The sequence below is a fragment of the Shewanella polaris genome (assembly GCF_006385555.1).
Lineage (GTDB): Bacteria > Pseudomonadota > Gammaproteobacteria > Enterobacterales > Shewanellaceae > Shewanella > Shewanella polaris.
Genome location: NZ_CP041036.1, coordinates 2,939,877 through 2,958,997 on the forward strand (window position 1 = coordinate 2,939,877; position 19,121 = coordinate 2,958,997).

General features: G+C 40.6%; 16 protein-coding genes. 4 read left to right on the forward strand and 12 right to left on the reverse strand.

Going from position 1 to position 19,121, the window contains the following annotated elements:
* Positions 1 to 693: 693 nt before the first annotated feature.
* From FH971_RS12810 to FH971_RS12820, 3 genes are read left to right on the forward strand one after another with little or no spacing between them, the layout of a single operon-like run.
* The gene (locus FH971_RS12810) at positions 694 to 1,311 is read left to right on the forward strand and encodes a transglutaminase-like cysteine peptidase (RefSeq protein WP_240778501.1); all 618 of its coding nucleotides are present in this window, start codon (positions 694 to 696) and stop codon (positions 1,309 to 1,311) included.
* A gap of 26 nt (positions 1,312 to 1,337) precedes the next feature.
* Entirely contained in the window at positions 1,338 to 3,428 is a 2,091-nt protein-coding gene (locus tag FH971_RS12815) for a bifunctional diguanylate cyclase/phosphodiesterase (protein ID WP_140234554.1), read from the forward strand.
* The gene (locus FH971_RS12820) at positions 3,428 to 3,820 is read left to right on the forward strand and encodes a hypothetical protein (RefSeq protein ID WP_140234555.1); all 393 of its coding nucleotides are present in this window, start codon (positions 3,428 to 3,430) and stop codon (positions 3,818 to 3,820) included. The genes FH971_RS12815 and FH971_RS12820 overlap by 1 nt, the downstream gene beginning before the upstream one ends.
* A gap of 229 nt (positions 3,821 to 4,049) precedes the next feature.
* Here the strand turns inward: FH971_RS12820 and megL are convergent, their stop codons facing one another.
* From megL to FH971_RS12850, 6 genes are all read right to left on the reverse strand, one after another.
* Positions 4,050 to 5,234: a methionine gamma-lyase gene (gene megL / locus FH971_RS12825; RefSeq protein WP_140234556.1), complete on the reverse strand. Its 1,185-nt coding sequence runs from the start codon at positions 5,232 to 5,234 to the stop codon at positions 4,050 to 4,052.
* A gap of 222 nt (positions 5,235 to 5,456) precedes the next feature.
* Positions 5,457 to 6,506: a 2-alkyl-3-oxoalkanoate reductase gene (gene oleD / locus FH971_RS12830; protein ID WP_140234557.1), complete on the reverse strand. Its 1,050-nt coding sequence runs from the start codon at positions 6,504 to 6,506 to the stop codon at positions 5,457 to 5,459.
* Positions 6,507 to 6,516: 10 nt separating this feature from the next.
* Positions 6,517 to 8,211 (reverse strand): olefin beta-lactone synthetase, encoded by a 1,695-nt coding sequence (oleC, locus tag FH971_RS12835; protein WP_140234558.1) that lies wholly within the window; start codon positions 8,209 to 8,211, stop codon positions 6,517 to 6,519.
* A gap of 127 nt (positions 8,212 to 8,338) precedes the next feature.
* Positions 8,339 to 9,214 carry an alpha/beta fold hydrolase gene (locus tag FH971_RS12840; protein WP_140234559.1) on the reverse strand — a complete coding sequence of 292 codons (876 nt, stop codon included), beginning with the start codon at positions 9,212 to 9,214 and terminating at the stop codon, positions 8,339 to 8,341.
* A 46-nt stretch (positions 9,215 to 9,260) separates the two neighbouring features.
* Positions 9,261 to 10,310: a 3-oxoacyl-ACP synthase III gene (locus FH971_RS12845; protein ID WP_140235597.1), complete on the reverse strand. Its 1,050-nt coding sequence runs from the start codon at positions 10,308 to 10,310 to the stop codon at positions 9,261 to 9,263.
* 254 nt (positions 10,311 to 10,564) lie between these two features.
* A complete protein-coding gene (locus FH971_RS12850; protein WP_140234560.1) occupies positions 10,565 to 11,881 on the reverse strand; it encodes a methyltransferase in 1,317 nt (438 codons plus the stop codon).
* 78 nt (positions 11,882 to 11,959) lie between these two features.
* On the opposite strand from FH971_RS12850, the gene FH971_RS12855 reads away from it, so the two are divergent.
* Positions 11,960 to 12,220, forward strand: coding sequence for a DUF1289 domain-containing protein (locus FH971_RS12855; protein WP_140234561.1), 261 nt, complete (start codon positions 11,960 to 11,962; stop codon positions 12,218 to 12,220).
* A 212-nt stretch (positions 12,221 to 12,432) separates the two neighbouring features.
* Here the strand turns inward: FH971_RS12855 and FH971_RS12860 are convergent, their stop codons facing one another.
* From FH971_RS12860 to pstA, 6 genes are all read right to left on the reverse strand, one after another.
* Complete coding sequence (locus tag FH971_RS12860) at positions 12,433 to 12,789, reverse strand: YajD family HNH nuclease (protein WP_140235598.1); 357 nt, start codon at positions 12,787 to 12,789, stop codon at positions 12,433 to 12,435.
* Positions 12,790 to 13,377: 588 nt separating this feature from the next.
* Positions 13,378 to 13,959 (reverse strand): DUF502 domain-containing protein, encoded by a 582-nt coding sequence (locus FH971_RS12865; RefSeq protein ID WP_140234562.1) that lies wholly within the window; start codon positions 13,957 to 13,959, stop codon positions 13,378 to 13,380.
* Between the two features lie 162 nt (positions 13,960 to 14,121).
* Positions 14,122 to 15,267 carry a putative sulfate/molybdate transporter gene (locus FH971_RS12870; RefSeq protein WP_140234563.1) on the reverse strand — a complete coding sequence of 382 codons (1,146 nt, stop codon included), beginning with the start codon at positions 15,265 to 15,267 and terminating at the stop codon, positions 14,122 to 14,124.
* 575 nt (positions 15,268 to 15,842) lie between these two features.
* Positions 15,843 to 16,547, reverse strand: coding sequence for a phosphate signaling complex protein PhoU (gene phoU / locus FH971_RS12875; protein WP_137226635.1), 705 nt, complete (start codon positions 16,545 to 16,547; stop codon positions 15,843 to 15,845).
* A gap of 49 nt (positions 16,548 to 16,596) precedes the next feature.
* The gene (gene pstB, locus FH971_RS12880; protein ID WP_137226634.1) at positions 16,597 to 17,415 is read right to left on the reverse strand and encodes a phosphate ABC transporter ATP-binding protein PstB; all 819 of its coding nucleotides are present in this window, start codon (positions 17,413 to 17,415) and stop codon (positions 16,597 to 16,599) included.
* Between the two features lie 28 nt (positions 17,416 to 17,443).
* On the reverse strand, positions 17,444 to 19,105 hold the full coding sequence (gene pstA / locus FH971_RS12885; RefSeq protein WP_137226633.1) for a phosphate ABC transporter permease PstA: 1,662 nt from the start codon (positions 19,103 to 19,105) through the stop codon (positions 17,444 to 17,446).
* Between the last annotated feature and the right edge of the window lie 16 nt (positions 19,106 to 19,121).

The window sequence follows — 19,121 nt, forward strand, 5'->3', positions numbered from 1 at the left end:
TAAAAGGTCAGTTTTATGACAATTTGTTCAGTCAGAAATCAAAGTACTGAAAAAACATTCCTTTAGCAGTAGTTTAATTTCAGACTCTTTTGGCATAGACCAGCTATAAATTTACTTATTTGTCTTCAAATTGGATTTACAAAAATCTGTTTACATTGTTTCTTTTGCACCATAAATGTTATTTTAAATAATCATGTGCACTATTTTTGTGCCTGTAAATACAATTATTTTGTTATTACTTATGAAAAAATTTCTTTTATCACAAGCATGATCAACCACAAAGCTATTGATTTAAAACAATAAATAAAAATAAACTGTAAATAACTCACAAAAACCAGCAATACTACTGTCTACAAAAATGACTAAAATCAATTTACAACCTATTTACATAACAACAATCATGCCAATAATTTGACGCCGCCACCAATTGTGTTTACTAACAAACTTGGTTTTGATTTGAACAGGCTGATTTCGATCTAATCTCAGACAATTTGTTATTTTTATGTATATACTCTAGTAAGTGGCGTCATTTTATTGTCGCTCTTTTACTAACTAGCTTATGATGTGGCCGTTATTGCATAAATTTATGTTAATTAGTTACAGTGTTATGATTAACCATCATTTTTGTAGGATTTACGTATCAAGCTAATTTTGTTTTATAGGGATAAATATCGTCACTGGCTTATCTTGTCAGTGATTTTTTCGGCTGTGTGTATTGCCAACATAACCAACGACCTATTTACACCCGATTTTTTTAAACAAGTAGAGATCCGCTATGGCACTGAAAGTGTAGAAGAATTTAGTGACTGGCATGACATCATAAATGAAGGTTCTCTAGTAAGTGATTACGATAAGTTACTTTTAACTAATCAGTTCGCTAATCGACGGATTCGTTTTGTGAGTGATAGTGAGCATTGGCACAAAAGTGATTATTGGGCAACACCGCTTGAATCATTAGGCACTAAAGGTGGTGATTGCGAGGATTTTGCCATATTTAAGTACTTTACTTTAAAAGCAATGGGCGTAGATGAAAGCAAAATGCGCTTGATGTATGTGCGTGCATTATTGATTGACGAGCCACATATGGTACTGATTTATTTTGAAACCCCAAAATCGATGCCCCTGGTTTTGGATAATTTAAAAACTAAGATTTTACCTGCTGACCAGCGTCGTGATTTAAAGCCAGTCTATTCATTTAATGGACAAGGATTATGGTTAGCAAAAGCACAAGGGTTAGGCAGCACAAAACCATCCAGCGGTGGTACAAAAAATTGGACTGATTTAATCAATCGAATTGAAAACGGTGAATAATCCAACTAAAGGATCTGGAGCAATTAATGTTTATTAATGGAATGTCTTTGCGTCTGCAGCTTTATCTGCTCATAGTTTGTTTATCTGTTTTTAGCTTTGGAGCTGCGTTATACAATAATGTGTCGAATATGCGTAACTATTTAAATGAACAGTTAGCATCACACGCACAAGGTGCTGCACACAGTTTAGGTTTGTCCATCTCGCCTTATATGGATGAAGAAGGTTTAGTGACTGCCGAGACCATGACTAATGTTATTTTCGACTCTGGTTATTATCAACAAATAACATTTACAGATCTTGATGGGAAAATACTATTTAAGCGTGAAAACCCTGTAGGCAACTTGGTTGTACCACAATGGTTTATAAATTGGTTTACCTTGCACCCGCCTCTAATGACCAGTGAAGTGAGTGATGGCTGGCGTATTGCTGGACAGTTACAAGTGCAGTCGCATGCTGGTACTTCTTATAAGAGTTTATGGGATCATGCCGTCAGTAACTTAGTCTCTACATTATTTCAGTTTGTTATTGCGCTGTTATGTGCTTACTTTATTTTAAAAGCGGTATTAACCCCGCTAAATAGTATTAAAAAGCAGGCTGAATCGGTTATTCACAAACGCTTTGAGATCAATCCTATAAAACCATTTACCACAGAGTTGCACACTGTGGTAAATGCCATTAATAGTATGATTGAGAATATTCAACGATCATTTTACGAACAAACAAAATTTGCTGAAGCCTTATCGCACGATGTTTATATCGACTCACATACCGGGTTACCCAATCGCCGCGCGTTATTAAAAAAGTTTGAATCGATTCAAACAGAATATGAGCAGCACGGTAACCACTTTTACTTAGGTTTATTATCGATGACATCTTTAAAACAGGTGAATGATAATGAAGGTTATGGAAGTGGTGATGACTATATTTTATCAGGTGCACAGCTTTTTAGTAAAAAGATAAATAACTTACAAGGTACAACGTTATATCGTATTTCAGGGTCTGAGTTTGCGTTTCTAAGTTTGCTAACTGAAGACGAGGCTAAAGTCGTTGATAAGCAAATAACGTCTTACATTATGATTGAAAGCTCATCACGTTTTAGTAATGGCTTTGCAAAACATACTCTAACTCGAGTAAACCATCAAGAAAGCTTCGCTGAAGTAGTTAAACGTTTAGATAATCAACTGATATGCAATCAATATGCTGATAATGCCACAGGGTTGGTTTCTAGCCAGACAACGTACAAGAATCATTCACGTGAAGAATGGGTTAGTATTTTAACTGAGTTTACTCAGTATTTTAAAAATGAAATTAACCATTGTAATAGTAAAAACTTTTCCATTAAGTGTATTCCACTAGATAAGATTTTTGATTTGATGTTGCAACCTGTAATAGATAATAATCAATCGATTTTATATGTTGAGTCATTTGTTCGTTTTAAAGTAAAAGGTGAAGTGTTATCGACGTTAGATGTGTTTGCTATGGCTGAACGTTTAGGTGTTCTTCAAGAACTTGAACAAGCTGTTGTGTGCTTTATTTTTTATAAGTTACAACATATCGAGCATACACGAGTAGCCATTAATATTAGTAATCGTGCTTTGCATAATCCGATGTTTACCGATTGGTTATTTGATTTGTACCAAAAATTACATAAAACGCTTCCACCACTTTTGTATGAATTTAACGAATCTGGAGCTATGCTTTCGCTTGAGTCAACAGAGCATTTTATTGATAGAGCAAAAAAATTAAATATTGAAATTGCCATTGAACGTTTTGGTTCCACTTTAAGTTCTTTTTGCTATATAAGAAACTTAAACATTGATTTTATTAAGATTGAACCTAGTTACGTCCGAGATATTGCTCAATCAGATACTCGATTCTTTGTTCAAACAGTTATTCAAATTTGTCATGGTATTGGGATTAAAGTCATCGCACCGCAAGTAGAAACTGCCATTATTGGTGAACACTTTTCACTCATAAACATCGATGGTTTACAAGGGAATGGATTGTATGCTGTACAAAATTTCAGTAGTATAATTCCTATTAATGCAACACGAACATGGATCAGTGCATTGCAACTGAACTATTTTACTCATTCACCAAATAGCGAGGCAGAATAATGCGCAAAAATAAATTAACCCTGTTATTAGTTTCAGCATTATTTACAGCGGGCATGTCTGCTGGTGTTATGGCTGAAGATACGTTAACCGCTAGCACTCAAAATGCTCCAATTTCAGAGCAAGCACAGCAATTATCTATAGAGATTCAAGCCGCAAATGGCAATACAGAGCTGATTAAGCAAGCATTGAAGGCTGCTGCTGTTGCAGGTATGGCTCCTGATGATATTTTAGCTGTCGCACTTGCCAACGGTATTGACCCATCCATAGTGGCAGAAGTCGTTGAAGAAACGCAAACTTCCGGTGGTGGCGGGTTTGGTGCTGCACCAGCACCTGGTGTTACAGGTTTTGGTGGCGGTTCAGGCGGTGGAGCAGGAACGATTTCTGAAAACTAACATAGTAGCCAAACAAGTTTGTTAACAATGAAAAACAACGCAAAATGCGTTGTTTTTTTATACCTATAATACTCGTAACATTACTTCGAAAAAGCGTTGCGGAGATAACCTATAGGTAAGTATTATCAGTCTTTATTATGGTTCATTGCCATTTTACGATTACATTGACCGTTATTAAAATATTTACATTTAAATTTGCTATCAACAAATTTTTCATTAGCTACCGTATTTATTCTAAGGCTTGCTCTATATCCGCGATCAGATCCTCTACATTCTCTAATCCGACAGAAATACGTAACAAATTATCAGTTATACCTGCCGCTAATCTTGCTTCTGGTGTGTAGGGCGAATGGGTCATTGATGCGGGATGTTGGATCAGCGATTCTGCATCCCCCAAGCTTACGGCTATGGTGAATAGCTTTAAACGATTAACAAAATTGATTGCGTCTTGCTTATCACCTGTTAATTCGAATGCAATAACACCACCCGCACGTTTCATTTGTTTACCGATGAAACGATGACCTTGGTGGTGTGCTAAACCAGGGTAAAACACTTGGCTAAATTTAGGGTGTTTATCTAAATACTCGGCTAACACTTCAGCGTTGTCGCAATGACGAGTTAACCGTACATCTAACGTTTTTAAACCGCGTAAAATTAACCATGCATCGTGCGGAGATATCACGCCACCGAAGTCTTTTAATATTTCGTATTTTAATCTGTGCATGTGCTCTGCATTGCCACACACAATACCAGCGATAACATCACCGTGACCATTTAAATACTTGGTGGCACTGTGGATCACCATGTCGATGCCCAACGCTAGCGGTTGTTGCAATAGCGGTGTCATAAAGGTGTTATCGACAATAGACACTAAGTTATGCGCTTTAGCGACATTAGCCATGGCGGTAAGGTCGAATACTTGTAAATGTGGATTTACTGGCGTTTCGCAAAATAGCACTTTGGTATTTGGCTTGATAGCTGCTTCTATTGCCGCGAGATCAGTAAAATCGACCAAGGTTGTTGTGATGCCTAAACGCGTTAACTGGGTGGTCATTAGTGCGAAGGTGCAACCATAAACTGCTTTAGATGCTACTAAATGATCGCCTGCATGCAGATGCGTTAATAACGCACTTGATACGGCAGCCATGCCAGATGCTGTTGCTGCAGCGCCTTCGGCGCCTTCTAATAGCGCCATTTTGCGCTCAAGTTCTGCGGTTGTCGGGTTGCCTAAACGAGTATAGATATAACCCGGTTCTTCTCCGGCAAAGCGAGCTCCGCCTTGTTCGGCACTATCGAAAACAAATGTGGCAGTTTGATACAAAGGTGTGGTGAGTGAGCCAAAGGCTTCGCGTTGATGTCCGCCATGAATGGCTAATGTGGCTAAGTTCCATTTACCCTGTTTGTTATCTTGCATTGCTTCTCCCTGCGCCACCTAGTTATGAGTTGTTACCCTCTTTGGGGTTATTGTCGTGGTGGTCAGAATTTAAGATACAGTGGAATAAAATATAACCAAGTGATTACTAAAAATAACCAACGGAAGTGATGTAAGAACAATGTTACAAACGGCTTTTCATGTCGTTTAGACCATTCATTTTTTGTATGCTGTTGGCGCAATTAAAATGGAGGTGCCTAACAATTAAGTTGTGAGTGATATCTTTAATTTTTGCATGCCTTGGTCAATGTTAAGCAGCGGTTGGTAACCTAAGTCTTGTTTAGCTGCGCTGATATCAAAGTAATGGCTAGTTGATAGCTGCCTTGCGACAAAACGAGTGATGATGGGTTCTTGCGATTTATTCAATAAGCCATATACGGTTTCAAGCACTACGCCTGCAGTATAAGCAACACTTGCTGGCACACGCTTGGTCACTGGCGGTAAATCAACACACGCGAGAATACGATTAAGCATATCAGCCATGGTAATGGGTTGATCGTTACTTAAAAAATACGCTTTACCTGCACACTTAGCATTAGTCACTAAATCTAACGCGGCTAAAATATGGGCATAGGCAGCGTTATCGACATAAATGGTATCAACCAGTTTGTCTTCATTCCCAACAAGCTTTAACCGCCCTGCTCTAGCCCGTTCAATCACTCTTGGCACAAGATGAGGATCGTTTGGTCCCCAAATTAAATGTGGCCGTAAGGCTGTTGTTCGAAGTTGAGCGGAGTTAGCCGTAAGGACGAGTTGCTCGGCTATGGCTTTAGATTCACCGTAATAATTGAGGTATGTTTTTGCATAAGGTGCTGACTCATTAATACCATTTTCGTCCTGTCCGGCAAAGGTGACACTTGGAGTGCTGGTATAAATAAGATTTTGAATATTAAGTTCTTTACAAGCATTGATAATATTGTTTGCACCATCAACATTAGGCGAGTAATAACTTTGCTTGTTGCCCCACACACCTGCCTTTGATGCCACATGAAATACCAGATCGCACCCTTGCATGGCTTGTTTAACGCTGTCATAGTCACTTATATCACCTTGACGCATATCAACGCCCAGTTCAACGAGTCTTGGGTAAGCACCACGCGCAAAACCCACCACCTGAATACCTGCCGCCAGTAAGCGCTGACAGATCGACAATCCTAAAAAGCCGCCTGCTCCGGTAACAAACACTTTGTTGACCGACAATGCCAATTGCCTAAGCGCAGATTGCTCTAGTGGATGTAAATCTGTCAGATTCATGATGATGACCTTATTCTTTCCACTGTTTTTGTGCCCAGACAGCAAGTTTTTCTCTGAATATTTTTGCGTTATGACGCACATCGACCGGAAATTCAGGATGAATTAAAAAGCGTCCTATTCCGTCGGTATGCGGATATTGCTCAGCCAAGGTCAATAACTCTTGATACAGTGCTTTCGAAGTTGAGCATACAATGTCTTTTTGTAATTCAATGCACAATAAGGGCACTATATTATCGCCAAGCTTAACAGCAACAATGGCCGAACGCTTAACTTGTGGATGGGTATTAAATACGCGCTCACAAGGTAATGTATAAAAACGCTTTAACTTTTGCTGACCACGAGTGGCATCTACAATATGGCCTTTACGACCACACATCCACAATAAACCATTATCGTCTAAATATCCCACGTCACCCATGCGGTGCTTAACGTGTTCACCGTCATTAATTTTAGCTAATTGAGTGGCTGGTTCACGCTGATAATAAGCTTGGCTGACCATAGGTCCGCCCACCACAATTTCACCAATTTCGTTAGCGGAAAGTTTTTTAACATCTGCCCAATTAGATTGGACTGTATTAGTAATGGCAATAATATCAATACTTACCGACGATATTGGTTTACCAACACAAATCCCTTTACCTTGATCTGTCAGTTCGCTGGTCGCAAACAATGCATGGCTGCCAATCATGCTGATGGGCAGCGATTCTGTCGCACCATAAGAGTTAAGCACTTCAACCTGTGGATTGAGCATTTTGCTAAAGCGTTTAATAGAGCTGATGGTTGCCGGAGCACCAGCTGATATGACTCGTTTAATGCTGGTGAGTTTATGTTGGCTTTGCTCCCCTGCTTGGCCTAATCGCTCTAACAAGGCTGGGTTAACAAACATGTTACTGCATTGGTATTGCTCAATGGCAGCAAACAAATGCCCTGGGTTGGCGGTAATGGGTTTGCTGGCATCCATGTCTGGCACAATGGACGCCATGCCGAGTGCTGGGCCAAATAATGAAAACAACGGAAAAGTCGCTAAATCGCGCTCGCCAGGGGTAATACCATAATCGTGCTTAAGGGCACTAATTTGTGCTTCAAACATTGCATGACTGTACACTACACCTTTGGGAGTGCCGGTACTACCACTGGTAAACAAAATGGCGGCCATATCATCAGGTTTTAGCAATGCCATTTCAAAAGAATGGGTAACACGACGCCCAATTTCGGCAATGGTTTCTAAACTGGTAGCATTTGTTAACCAGCGTTGAATGGCTGAGCCACCCACATTAATCACCTGCTTAACACTGCCTTTGCCCCAGCCTAAAATGCGCCTAGCAATGTGCGCTTTAGGAATGCCGATAAACGCATCTGGCTGCGATTCTTCAAAACACTGTTTAAGGTTGTTAACGCCCATGCCTGGGTCAACTAAAATCGGGATTATTCCGGCTTTGAATAAAGCAAACGTTAACGAGAAAAACTCAATGCTTGGGGTGACCATTAACACCGCTTTCATGCCACGTTTGATGCCGTATTGAATTAGCCCTTTGGCAATCATGTCTGATTGTTGGTGTAAGGTCGCAAAGTCGATTTCTTGATAATTGAACTGGCCTTGCTTAGCGTGTTGTACAGCAACTGCAAGCCCAGCAGGCATTGTTTGCGCGGCAGTTTTAAGGTGCTGACAGATATTGGCATTAGCAAGTATAGTGGTTTGAGTCATGTGGCTTCATTTTTGGCTAATGTGAGTAACGCATATATGCTGGCTAACAACAAAAGATACGCCAATATATAGATAATTTTAAACGATTAAATAGCTAAAAGGCTCAAATGAGCCTTTTAGGATGTGATTAGTTTTTTGCGATAAAGTCTTTAATTAAGCCAATCACTTCGTCACTGGCATCTTCAAGAATGTAATGACCGCAATCAGCAAACTCGTGCACAGTTGCATGAGGCATTCGCTTTCGCCATTCTTCTAAAAAATACTTATCGAATACAAAATCTTTTAAACCAAAACAAATCAAGGTTGGTACATCAGCAAACTCGCTTAAGCTATCGCCAATGCTAGTTACTAAATCATAGTTCCTATCGCCAGGCTTAAGTGGAATATCTTGTACAAATCGTAATGTTGAAATACGGTTTTTCCACGAATTAAACGGCGCGACATAAGCTTCACGTACTTCTTTAGACATGGGTTTGCGTTTTACACCAACATACGATGCCGCTGATGAAAATGCATTTAAACCACGGACTAATAACGAACCCAGTAAGGTTTCGCGGCAAATCCACAATGCCCAAGGAAACGGCTTAGTGTTAGGCAAATGAAACGCTGCTGTGTTTAAACAAACTAGGCGTTTGATACGCTCAGGATGACGAGCCGCAAAGCCCATTCCAATCATTCCACCCCAATCATGTACAACCAGAGTAATGTTTTGTGTTACCCCTAAACTGTCAAGTAAGGCTTCTAAGTCATCAATACGATTCTTTAAGGTGTAATCGTATTGCGGATCATCGGGCTTGTCTGATAAGCCACAACCAATATGGTCTGGCACAATACACTGATGCTGGTCACTCAACGCGCTAACTAAGTTACGATAATAGTAACTCCAGCTAGGATTACCGTGCACCATAACCACTGGCTCGCCTTGGCCTTCGTTAATGTAGTGCAGTTTATTGCCGTTACGGTCTAAATAGTGACTTTCAAATGGCAGTAAGTTGTCTAACATGATGCATCCTGTTAACTATTTTTATAATGAAACACAACACTCAGTGTTACCACTTAATTCCTAACATCATGCAGTTTAAGCCACTGCCTATTCCTAAAAAGCTGACTTGATCGCCAACACGTAAAAAACCTTCATCGTGTGCGATAGCGGCGGTAACAGGTAAAGACACTGTGCCCATGTTGCCTAGCTTTTGGTAAGTTGGAAATTCTTTTTCGTGAGGTATATTTAATGCGTTTAACACTTGTCGGCGGTTTGATGCCCCCACTTGATGACAAATCACTTTATCAACTTGTTCGACGACCCAATTGCGTTGCTCTAAAAAATGTCCCCAAGTGTCTTTGGCAAGCTCAACACCTTCTTTAAGCAGGGTTACCGCATCTGTACGCATAAACTCACGATACAATAAGTGTCCTGCTTCTTGTAAACCCCATTGACACAATTGGTAGTGCTCAGGGGCAGACAAATGACTGGCACCTAACAGTTGATGTTGACGTTCGGTTTTAAGCGGTAAACTGCCATCAGTTAGAATAACGGCAACCGCGCCAGAACCGCCAGTCAATGTTGCTAAAGACTGGGCGAAGTTTTGCATCGTCGGTTCGGCTAACATATGCTCTATGGTGGCATCAACGATGTCTCGTGCAGATTCACATGACACCACCATACCGGCTTTAATTTGCCCAAGCTCGATACGATTGGCTATATCCAAAATACCCGACAACACTCCTAAGCAAGCGTTACTGATATCGTAAATCGCGGTGTCTTTTGACACCCCAAGTTCCGCAGCTATTCGACAAGCCGTTGCAGGTTCATGTTGATCTCGGCACACACCAGTGTAAACCAATGCTCCCAAGTCACTGACATTGATACCTGTTTCATTAACAGCCTTTTGCGCAGCGGCAATTGCGCCATCTGACAAACGGTGACCTTTTGGCCACCAGCGGCGCTCAGTAATACCCGTTAATGCGGCAAGTTGCCCCATTGGAATACGAAATTTTTGATATAAGGGTGCTAAGCGTGACTCTAAATCGCTACTCGACACTATTTGTGGTGCTAGCTCATAAGCCAGACTATTGATAAAGACGCGTGAATATTTCATTAAACCGTATAATTCGCTTCGCTCTAGCATGCCCAAAGCCACTAGAATGGTTGTTATTCGTTATTAACCCGCCATTTGAACAAGAATGGCTTAATTATTCAATCAAAAACGGCAAGCTAATGCGGTAATTTGGATGATTTTTTGTGGTTAGATTTTAATGCTTGATTAACTCGTTGGTTAATTTTCACAGTTTTAAGCCAAGTAAGCCAGTTTAAACAAAGGCTTAATTTACACTTTTGTGATAAAGGTTACTATTAGTTTGTTTTAATTGCTTGGATCATCGCATTCCTAGGGGTAACACTGTTTGCACAAAATTCAGTCAATGCAACTTGATATCCCTGTTCTTGTAAAAAACACACCCGATCAAGTAATAACCAGTACTCTAATGCACGGCGAAATAGATGAGCCACTAAATCAATACGCTTAGTGAGCCGTTGTCGCTCAAATCCGCGTTGAGAGTAATCAGTAAAATCGATATCGCTAGGTAATACTAATTCTTTTTGATCTGCAGCCCATTGGCAAAATTCAGTAAAACTGCCGTTAAGCTGACTTTGTTTAACAGTCGGTACCGGTAAATAGGCATTTATCCCTCGAACATTCCGCTGCAGGCTATCAAAACCTAAACGCCATGACACTTGTTGATTACGAAATTTTTGCTGTTTGGGGGTGGCAATAATACTTTGCTGTAACGGCAACTGCAAATCATGGCGCGACAAACTTAATTCACTGGCCTTTGCTGCGATCGATAATGGTTGATAATGTGATTGTTGAATTAAATGATAACAGCAAGGTGATATAGAAATAGCCTGAGTCTTTGCCGATACAGCAAGATTAAGCAACCGCACATGTAAATCGCCACAGGCATGTAATGAAATAGCATGCTGCTGCGTTAATAACAGAGGCTTTTCAGGATCTAGTGGCATAAAAGCATCAGCACATATAAAGGTTTGCGGTAATTGCCACTGCGTAGCAAACCCTTGACCTTGTTCACATAAACGGGCTTGCCACTCAAGACTGATCACATCAACACGCTGTGTTTTAGCAATTAAACGCCCTAAATGCCCTTTACCGGCACACCATTCTAATATGGGTAACAAGGTTAGATTAGGTTGATTTTGTGGATCGACTTTATTTGCAAACGCGACAATTTGTTGCCATTTTCGACCTTTAATATGCGCGCTAAAATGGGCTAATTCCTTAGTTTTATCATTGTTATTTTTCTGGCTTCTGTCAGGAGTTTGTTGAATAGACTCAGGGTTAATCGAGTGTGTAGGCAAAGTGATGGCTAACAAGCTTAATTGACTCATTAACTCCTCTGCCTGTGGGTGCAAGTGCTTTTTTATGTCGCAAATCAAGCTTGGTAATAACGTCTCGACCAGCTGCAGCTGGTCCATATCTAGGCTATCTATTTCTGCATCATCAAGCTGCCACACCTTTTGAGCTAAATGCGGAAATTTATGCTGCCAAGGTAAGTGTTCACACTCAAACGCAACTAGCTGCCATAAAGGTTTAAAAGTATTAAGAAGTGAGTCGACTGCATTAAAGCTAAGTTGATAATCGGTTGCTGGCATATTGTTGCTTATGGTTAACCTTAGCTGATTGAAATGATAGGATGCGCTTTATTGATACCCAAACTGGAATTGTAAACCATGCACTCACCTTGTGTCGCCCGCTGCGGCTTAAATGAAGACGATTATTGCATGGGTTGTTTTCGTCATATCGACGAGATAGTGACTTGGTTACAAACAAGTCATGAGCAAAAACAGCAAATTTGCGATAGTTTAGCACACAGAAAACAACAGTTTTTGGGTGATAGTAACAACCAAACCTTGTCTCGTGCAAAATGGCTTGAAGCTGAAAAACGTTTAGGTGAGGACGCTGATAAACTAGAAAACGATAACACGCGTTAACGAGCGAAACTGTTAACGTCAAGCAATAAAACCTAAGGCGAACAGTGTCAAGCCAATGTACGGCGCTTATATAAAATGGGTAAAGCAAACAGCAGCCCCAAAAATTATTTACAGGCTCTTAGAAACATTACGGCAACGAATCAATTCTTGGTTTATGACCTTGCTTGCATAACATCTCTTCGCAAAGCGTCCTAGCTTCTTGATTTTCAGTTTTACTTTTTCATCATCGCTTTTAAATCGGCAAATGGGTTAAACGTTGCGGCGTCTTGTTTAGCTTCTTTGGTGCTACCATAACGAATAAGCTCTTCAAAACGTGAATGTTCGTTGTCGTGACAATACAGGCACAATAACTCCCAATTGGTCCCATCTGACGGATTGTTATCGTGGTTATGATCACGATGATGCACTGTTAATTCAGACAAGTTTTTATGGGTGAATTCGCGAGTACAGCGGCCACATACCCAAGGGTATAGTTTAAGCGCTTGCTCACGATATCCTTTTTCGCGACTGGCTTTGTAGTCTCTGGCTTCTGCTAATACTTTATCTAATTTACTTTCGTTGGTTGACATTGATTTATCACTCATAAGAAAAACTACCCCAAGGATAATCACTGTTATCGCTTGGGGCAATTGTTTGCTAGATCTTATTATCTAATTATTCTGCTACTGGAGAAGAATTCGATAAATAGAAGTAGTGTAGATAACATTCGTACTGGGTCGCAATATCCACAATAATCTGTGATTGTGTATAACCCATTACATCATACTGTTGGCCTCCATGCTCAAGATACACTTCGACACGATAGAAAGTTTATTCTGCATTTTCGTCCGTTAATTCTGCACCCAACATGTTGTGTGCTCTGCTCCGTAAACCATATGCAAATGAATATAATGTCAGCAGTCGATGCTAGCCCCTATTGATAAACCCTTAATGGCAAGGGGCAATTTGTTGAGTGATTAATGGTTATAAGGCAAGATTTATCGCACTAAAACAATATTGGAGAACTGTAAGTTTATTGATGACAGAATCTAAACGTTAGATTTGGTATATGAGTTGTTTTTTTACTACCAGTCATAACATTAGCAGCTTACTCGTTCAGATAGCAGCACAGTGAACGAGCAAGTACCAGACTGTGCTAGTGCCAAGCTTTATAGTGATTAAACCGCTTTACTATTTGATATTCCAGCCGTTAAATTAAAGCGCATAGCATCTTCGAATGACCAATCAACACTGATTAAGTCTTCACGTTTTACTAAGCTGGTCACGCCGGCTATTTGATAGCTTAATTGAAATAAAACCGGCACCCATTCACCTTCAGGCAATGCATCAGCCAATGGCTGTGGTGCAGTCTCACTCATGATAAAACCCACAACATAACTACCATTGGCTTGTTTAACTAAAACCGTTTTTTGAGTTTTAGGTTGGCCGTCGCGATTCATTAAACTGGCGATGTCTCGAATACTGCCATACACAGACTTAAACAGCGGAAACTTCATTAGCTGGTTTTCAATCCAACCATACATCCACGCTATAGGGCTGACTGAAAATAATAAGCCGGCGATAAACACTAAACTCGCCACCAAACAAAAACCTGCCCCGACAAATACAGGTTCTACCCCCACAATATCGAGCAATAATTTACCTAAGCCATCAAGGGAAATAAACAGTGACCAAAACAGCCAAATAGACAGCACCATAGGCAATAAATTAGTTAAACCACGAGCAAGGGTATTTTTCATTGAGCACACAAAAGAAGAAAGAACAGAACAAAAATGTTACCACAGTTTGCTGATTAGTCACTTCAAATATACCAACTGACTCATTGGGGAATTATTGTTCAGTCAACCGGTCCATATAAAAAAGCCCCCATCAGATCAAAATATTACAACACAGGTGCGCTATTATCTTTTTGAGCTAGCAACATTCAACCATTGATGACGACCTAACTCCAATACAACACCGACAGCCAAGCCAGCAGCGGTATTAATCCATAAGCACGTTATGGCCGTTGAAAAAATAACCAAGATACAAAACGGGTTACCATCAATGAATCGTTTCGACCAAGCTAATTGGGTTCCCGCAATAGCGAGTAAACTACCTAATACAGCTAAAGGAATTAATGACAATGCACTGGCAATACCTTGCCCCCAAAAGATAGCAATGAGGACGCATGTACTGCCAAAAATAGTCGGCGCTAACCAGGTTCGAGCGCCAAAGTGATATTGTACCGCTAACCCTCCAGCCCCATGGCACATTGCAGCAGCCCCAAAAGGTGATAACAGCAAATTAGCCCAACCAGAGCTTTTAGCAAATTGTTGCGGTTCAAAATTTTCACTGTCTTCAGGAAACTTATCTTTCGCCATCGCAGAAATCGCAATCACCGCATTGGTCAATGTCAACGCTAACTGTGGTAGCACCAATAAAATGGCAGCAGACCCCCATTCATCGATACTCGGCCAACCCAACTGCCAAACACTGGTTTGGGTAAAGTTAAAGCTAGGCATAGTCCCACTTGTTAATTGCCAACCGATGCCAAGGATAATCACTAACGGCATAACCAAATATTGCATTGGCATAAAACGACTAGCGAACAGAAAACCAAAAGCAAGTATGCCGACCAACCATGTTTCGCTCATCATGACGCCACCTAACCATATCAGCTGGAGCCCAATTGCTAGCTGGATACCGATACTGATCGCCGGTGATAACAGCTTAGCCATCCATTGAATAATGCCGCTATAGGCTAAAACAAGTAGAATAAGGCCCATTAACATGGCGGATGCTTGTAACATTCCAGGAGACATTCCTTCTGCAATGACTAACGCACTGATCACCTTCATAGGCTGTATCGGAATGGGGCGTCGATAATAAAACGCAGTAAATAAGGCAAAAAAACCAAAGCCTAAAAATATCCCTTGGGGAGAGAATTGATTAAGGGCTATTAAGCCTAAAACTAAAGGAAGGAAGGTGCCTAAATCAGCAAATGCGCCACTGAACTCACCTGAAATCTTATTTACGTTGTCTAAACGATTGATTTCACATCTCATATATCTTGCCGTAAGGAATGGATACTAAGATAAAGCAAATACGGTGCCACATTAAAAATGCGACACACCTCTAAATAAAGATGCCTAAACGTGAGTTAAACAAAATAATTGCGACAATATGAACCATGACATGTTGTCAGAATGGTCATTATGTCCACATAATCACTAGCTAGATAATCGTTAGCTAAATAGTCCTTTTTATAATCGCTTTCTACTGAATATGATTAACCGATGAGGAAGATTAGATTATTGATATAGTTAACCTCAACTCAGGTTAAGAGGTGGGATATGCAAGGAAAAATGACAATATTCGGCCTGTTTCTTATCAAACTTGTCATTTGTTTTTCAACAAAGCGCATCGATGCGTCAATAGCTAACCTATTGCAAGTCAATGCAATACTGTTAGCGATACAAAAGACTGTTTGATAACCGTTTATTATCCTGACCTTAGTTATATAATTCCAGAAGAACATGCTCAACAGGCATATAAAAGCCCCTATCAATGGGGCTTTATCGAAGCTTAAAAACAACTGTTAATTTAAAAAATCTACATTCAAGTCTGGCAACTCAAATTCTTACAGTTCTTTTTCCATTTCTTCGTAAGAAATATGACGAACGTCTTTGCCTTTCACATAGTAAATCACGTACTCACAAATATTCTTACAACGGTCTCCTACACGCTCAACCGCACGCGCAGCCCATAATACGTCTAACACACCTGGAATTGAGCGCGGATCTTCCATCATATGGGTCATTAACTGACGGATTATACCTTCATATTCTTTATCTAATTTTGCATCTTGTTTATGCAACTCAAATGCTTGGTCAGCATCCATACGTGCTAATGCATCTAAGGTTGAGTGCAACATACGCGTCGCGTGACGCCCCATGTTTTCAATACTCACCAATAAAGGCTGTTGGCTGTTAGCACGCTTTTCTACCGCAGCTTTGGCAATGCGCACACAAGCATCACCAATACGTTCAAGATCGGTAATGGTTTTCGAAATGGCAAGGATCAAGCGTAAATCACTGGCAGCAGGTTGACGTTTAGCAATGATACGAGTGCATTCTTCGTCAATAGCCACTTCCATGCCATTCACTTTATGATCGCCTTCAATCACTTGTTGTGCTAATTCTGTATCAAGTGATGCTAGCGCATCCAATGCCTGTTCGAGCTGACGCTCAACTAAACCGCCCATGGCTAATACGCGATTACGAATATCATCAAGCTCAGCATTAAACTGCCCTGATATGTGTTTACTTAAATTCATTTTTTCCATGATACCCACCTAAATTTTGTATGTTAATTAAAAGCGTTTCTAGTAAAGATTAACCGTATCTTCCGGTAATATAATCTTCGGTTTTACGCTTTTTAGGGGTAGTAAAAATGGTATTGGTATCAGCATATTCAACCAATTCACCCATGTACATAAAGGCTGTTTGATCCGACACTCGTGCCGCTTGTTGCATATTATGCGTCACAATCACTACGGTATATTGCTGCTTTAATTCAGTAATCAATTCTTCAATAGTTAAGGTTGAGATAGGGTCCAGAGCTGACGTTGGTTCATCAAGTAATAAGACTTCCGGCTCAATGGCAATGGCACGGGCAATAACCAAACGCTGTTGCTGACCACCCGATAATCCAAAGGCATTATCATGTAAACGGTCTTTCACTTCGTCCCAAATAGCGGCGCCACGTAATGAACGCTCTGCCGCTTCATCTAATTCACGGCGGTTACTTAACCCTTGCAAACGTAAACCATACACCACATTTTCGTAAATTGACTTAGGGAACGGGTTAGGACGCTGAAACACCATGCCTACGTTACGACGTAATGCAGCTACATCAACTTTCTTGTCATAAATGTTCTGCCCATGAAGCAATATTTCACCTTCAATTTTACAACTATCAACCAAATCATTCATACGGTTAATACAGCGTAACAGCGTTGATTTACCACAACCACTAGGGCCGATAAATGCCGTGACTTGTTTTTTAGGGATCTTCATCGACACATCAAATAACGCTTGTTTGTCACCGTAACGTAAATCAAGATTACGGATCTCAAGTGCGGTATCCTGTGCCGGTAAGTTAACTAAATCAACGGCTTCTGTTTGCATTGCTGAACTATCAATTGAAATCATTTTTTATCTTTCCTCAGGATATCGCTAATTAATGTTCTAGCGAACGGAATTTTTCACGTAAATGGTTGCGCACGCTGATAGCGGTTAAATTAAGAGCAACAATTACAGATACTAATAAGAACGAAGTTGCATACACTAATGGGCGTGCTGCTTCTACGTTAGGGCTTTGGAAGCCTACATCGTAAATATGGAAACCTAAGTGCATGAACTTACGTTCTAAATGCACAAACGGGAAGTTCATATCAATCGGTAATGTTGGGGCTAATTTTACTACACCCACTAACATCAACGGCGCCACTTCACCGGCGGCACGTGCCACGGCTAAAATCAAACCAGTCATAATTGCTGGGCTTGCCATTGGGATCACAATGCGCCATAAGGTCTCGGCTTTAGTCGCGCCTAATGCCAAGCTGCCTTGACGAACTGCACTCGGAATTCGGCTTAAGCCTTCTTCTGTTGATACAATGACCACCGGCAAGGTTAAAATGGCTAAGGTTAATGCAGACCAAATTACCCCAGGAGAGCCAAATGTCGGTGCTGGTAACGCCTCAGGGAAGAACAATTGATCAATTGAGCCGCCCATCATGTATACAAAGAAACCTAAACCAAACACACCATAAACAATTGACGGAACGCCCGCTAAGTTAATTACCGCAATACGGATAAGCTTAGTAATAGGGCCTTTCTTGGCATATTCGTGCAAGTAAATAGCAGCAATAACCCCAAATGGCGTCACGATAACAGCCATGAGCATCACCATAAATACCGTACCAAAAATAGCGGGGAAAACACCACCTTCAGTATTGGCTTCACGCGGGTCATCACTAACAAAGCGACCTATTCCCACAAACCAGTGACCCACTTTACCTAGCAAACTCATGTGATTGACATAACTTACGTCTAAAATTGAGTCCAGTTGCAAGGTGACTTCAACACCGCGCATGTCTTTAATCACCACAGAATCACGCGCCGCTTTATCTCGCAGGGCAAACAAGTCTTTTTCAAGCACTAGGTAGTCTTGGTTAAGCTGTTCGATTTGCGCCTTGATATCCGCTTTACGCTCAGCAGTTAATTCACCATCAAGCTCATAACCACGTTCTTTCAAACGTAAACGTTCCATTTGATAATTGATCGAACCAATATCGCTTTTTTGCAACGCCAAGGCTTGATCAGAAATAGCCACTGCGCGGTCGATATGGTCGAACAAAGACGCTTCTATGTCAGCTTCACTGGTTAACTCTAAACGTTTACCGTCTTCAATTACCGCAACAGGATAACCATAAAAATTACCGTTTTTAGTCCGTTCAAGTTTAGCAACATCAGCAGGGGTTGAACGGCTAACGATATCGGTTCCTAAAATCCAACGGAAATCTAAACCAACAAACTCACGGTTACCGGTTTTTACCAAGTAACGAGTAACAAACTCACCAGGATGTTTGGCAAATTTATGACCGGCTGAAATTAAACGCTCTGTAGGCACTTCTTCACGGTCGTAGATTTCACCAATTAAGGTACTTTTAACCCCATTGTTATCTTCTAGTTGCCATTCATAAATATCAGCAGGCCAAAAGTAACTCAAGCCACGCCAAGCGATTAACAGTAATAAGCCTAAAACGGCAATCAAACTGATACTAACGGCACCACCGGTCATCCAAATCCACGGTGAACCTGATTTAAACCACTTACCCATTGCACAAACCTCTCAA

Coding starts and splice junctions, on each gene's coding strand:
- FH971_RS12815 (WP_140234554.1), top strand. CDS start 1,338: ATGTTTATTAATGGAATGTCTTTGCGTCTGCAGCTTTATCTGCTCATA.
- FH971_RS12820 (WP_140234555.1), top strand. CDS start 3,428: ATGCGCAAAAATAAATTAACCCTGTTATTAGTTTCAGCATTATTTACA.
- megL (WP_140234556.1), bottom strand. CDS start 5,234: ATGCAAGATAACAAACAGGGTAAATGGAACTTAGCCACATTAGCCATT.
- oleD (WP_140234557.1), bottom strand. CDS start 6,506: ATGAATCTGACAGATTTACATCCACTAGAGCAATCTGCGCTTAGGCAA.
- oleC (WP_140234558.1), bottom strand. CDS start 8,211: ATGACTCAAACCACTATACTTGCTAATGCCAATATCTGTCAGCACCTT.
- FH971_RS12840 (WP_140234559.1), bottom strand. CDS start 9,214: ATGTTAGACAACTTACTGCCATTTGAAAGTCACTATTTAGACCGTAAC.
- FH971_RS12845 (WP_140235597.1), bottom strand. CDS start 10,310: ATGAAATATTCACGCGTCTTTATCAATAGTCTGGCTTATGAGCTAGCA.
- FH971_RS12850 (WP_140234560.1), bottom strand. CDS start 11,881: ATGCCAGCAACCGATTATCAACTTAGCTTTAATGCAGTCGACTCACTT.
- FH971_RS12855 (WP_140234561.1), top strand. CDS start 11,960: ATGCACTCACCTTGTGTCGCCCGCTGCGGCTTAAATGAAGACGATTAT.
- FH971_RS12860 (WP_140235598.1), bottom strand. CDS start 12,789: ATGTCAACCAACGAAAGTAAATTAGATAAAGTATTAGCAGAAGCCAGA.
- FH971_RS12865 (WP_140234562.1), bottom strand. CDS start 13,959: ATGAAAAATACCCTTGCTCGTGGTTTAACTAATTTATTGCCTATGGTG.
- FH971_RS12870 (WP_140234563.1), bottom strand. CDS start 15,267: ATGAGATGTGAAATCAATCGTTTAGACAACGTAAATAAGATTTCAGGT.
- phoU (WP_137226635.1), bottom strand. CDS start 16,547: ATGGAAAAAATGAATTTAAGTAAACACATATCAGGGCAGTTTAATGCT.
- pstB (WP_137226634.1), bottom strand. CDS start 17,415: ATGATTTCAATTGATAGTTCAGCAATGCAAACAGAAGCCGTTGATTTA.
- pstA (WP_137226633.1), bottom strand. CDS start 19,105: ATGGGTAAGTGGTTTAAATCAGGTTCACCGTGGATTTGGATGACCGGT.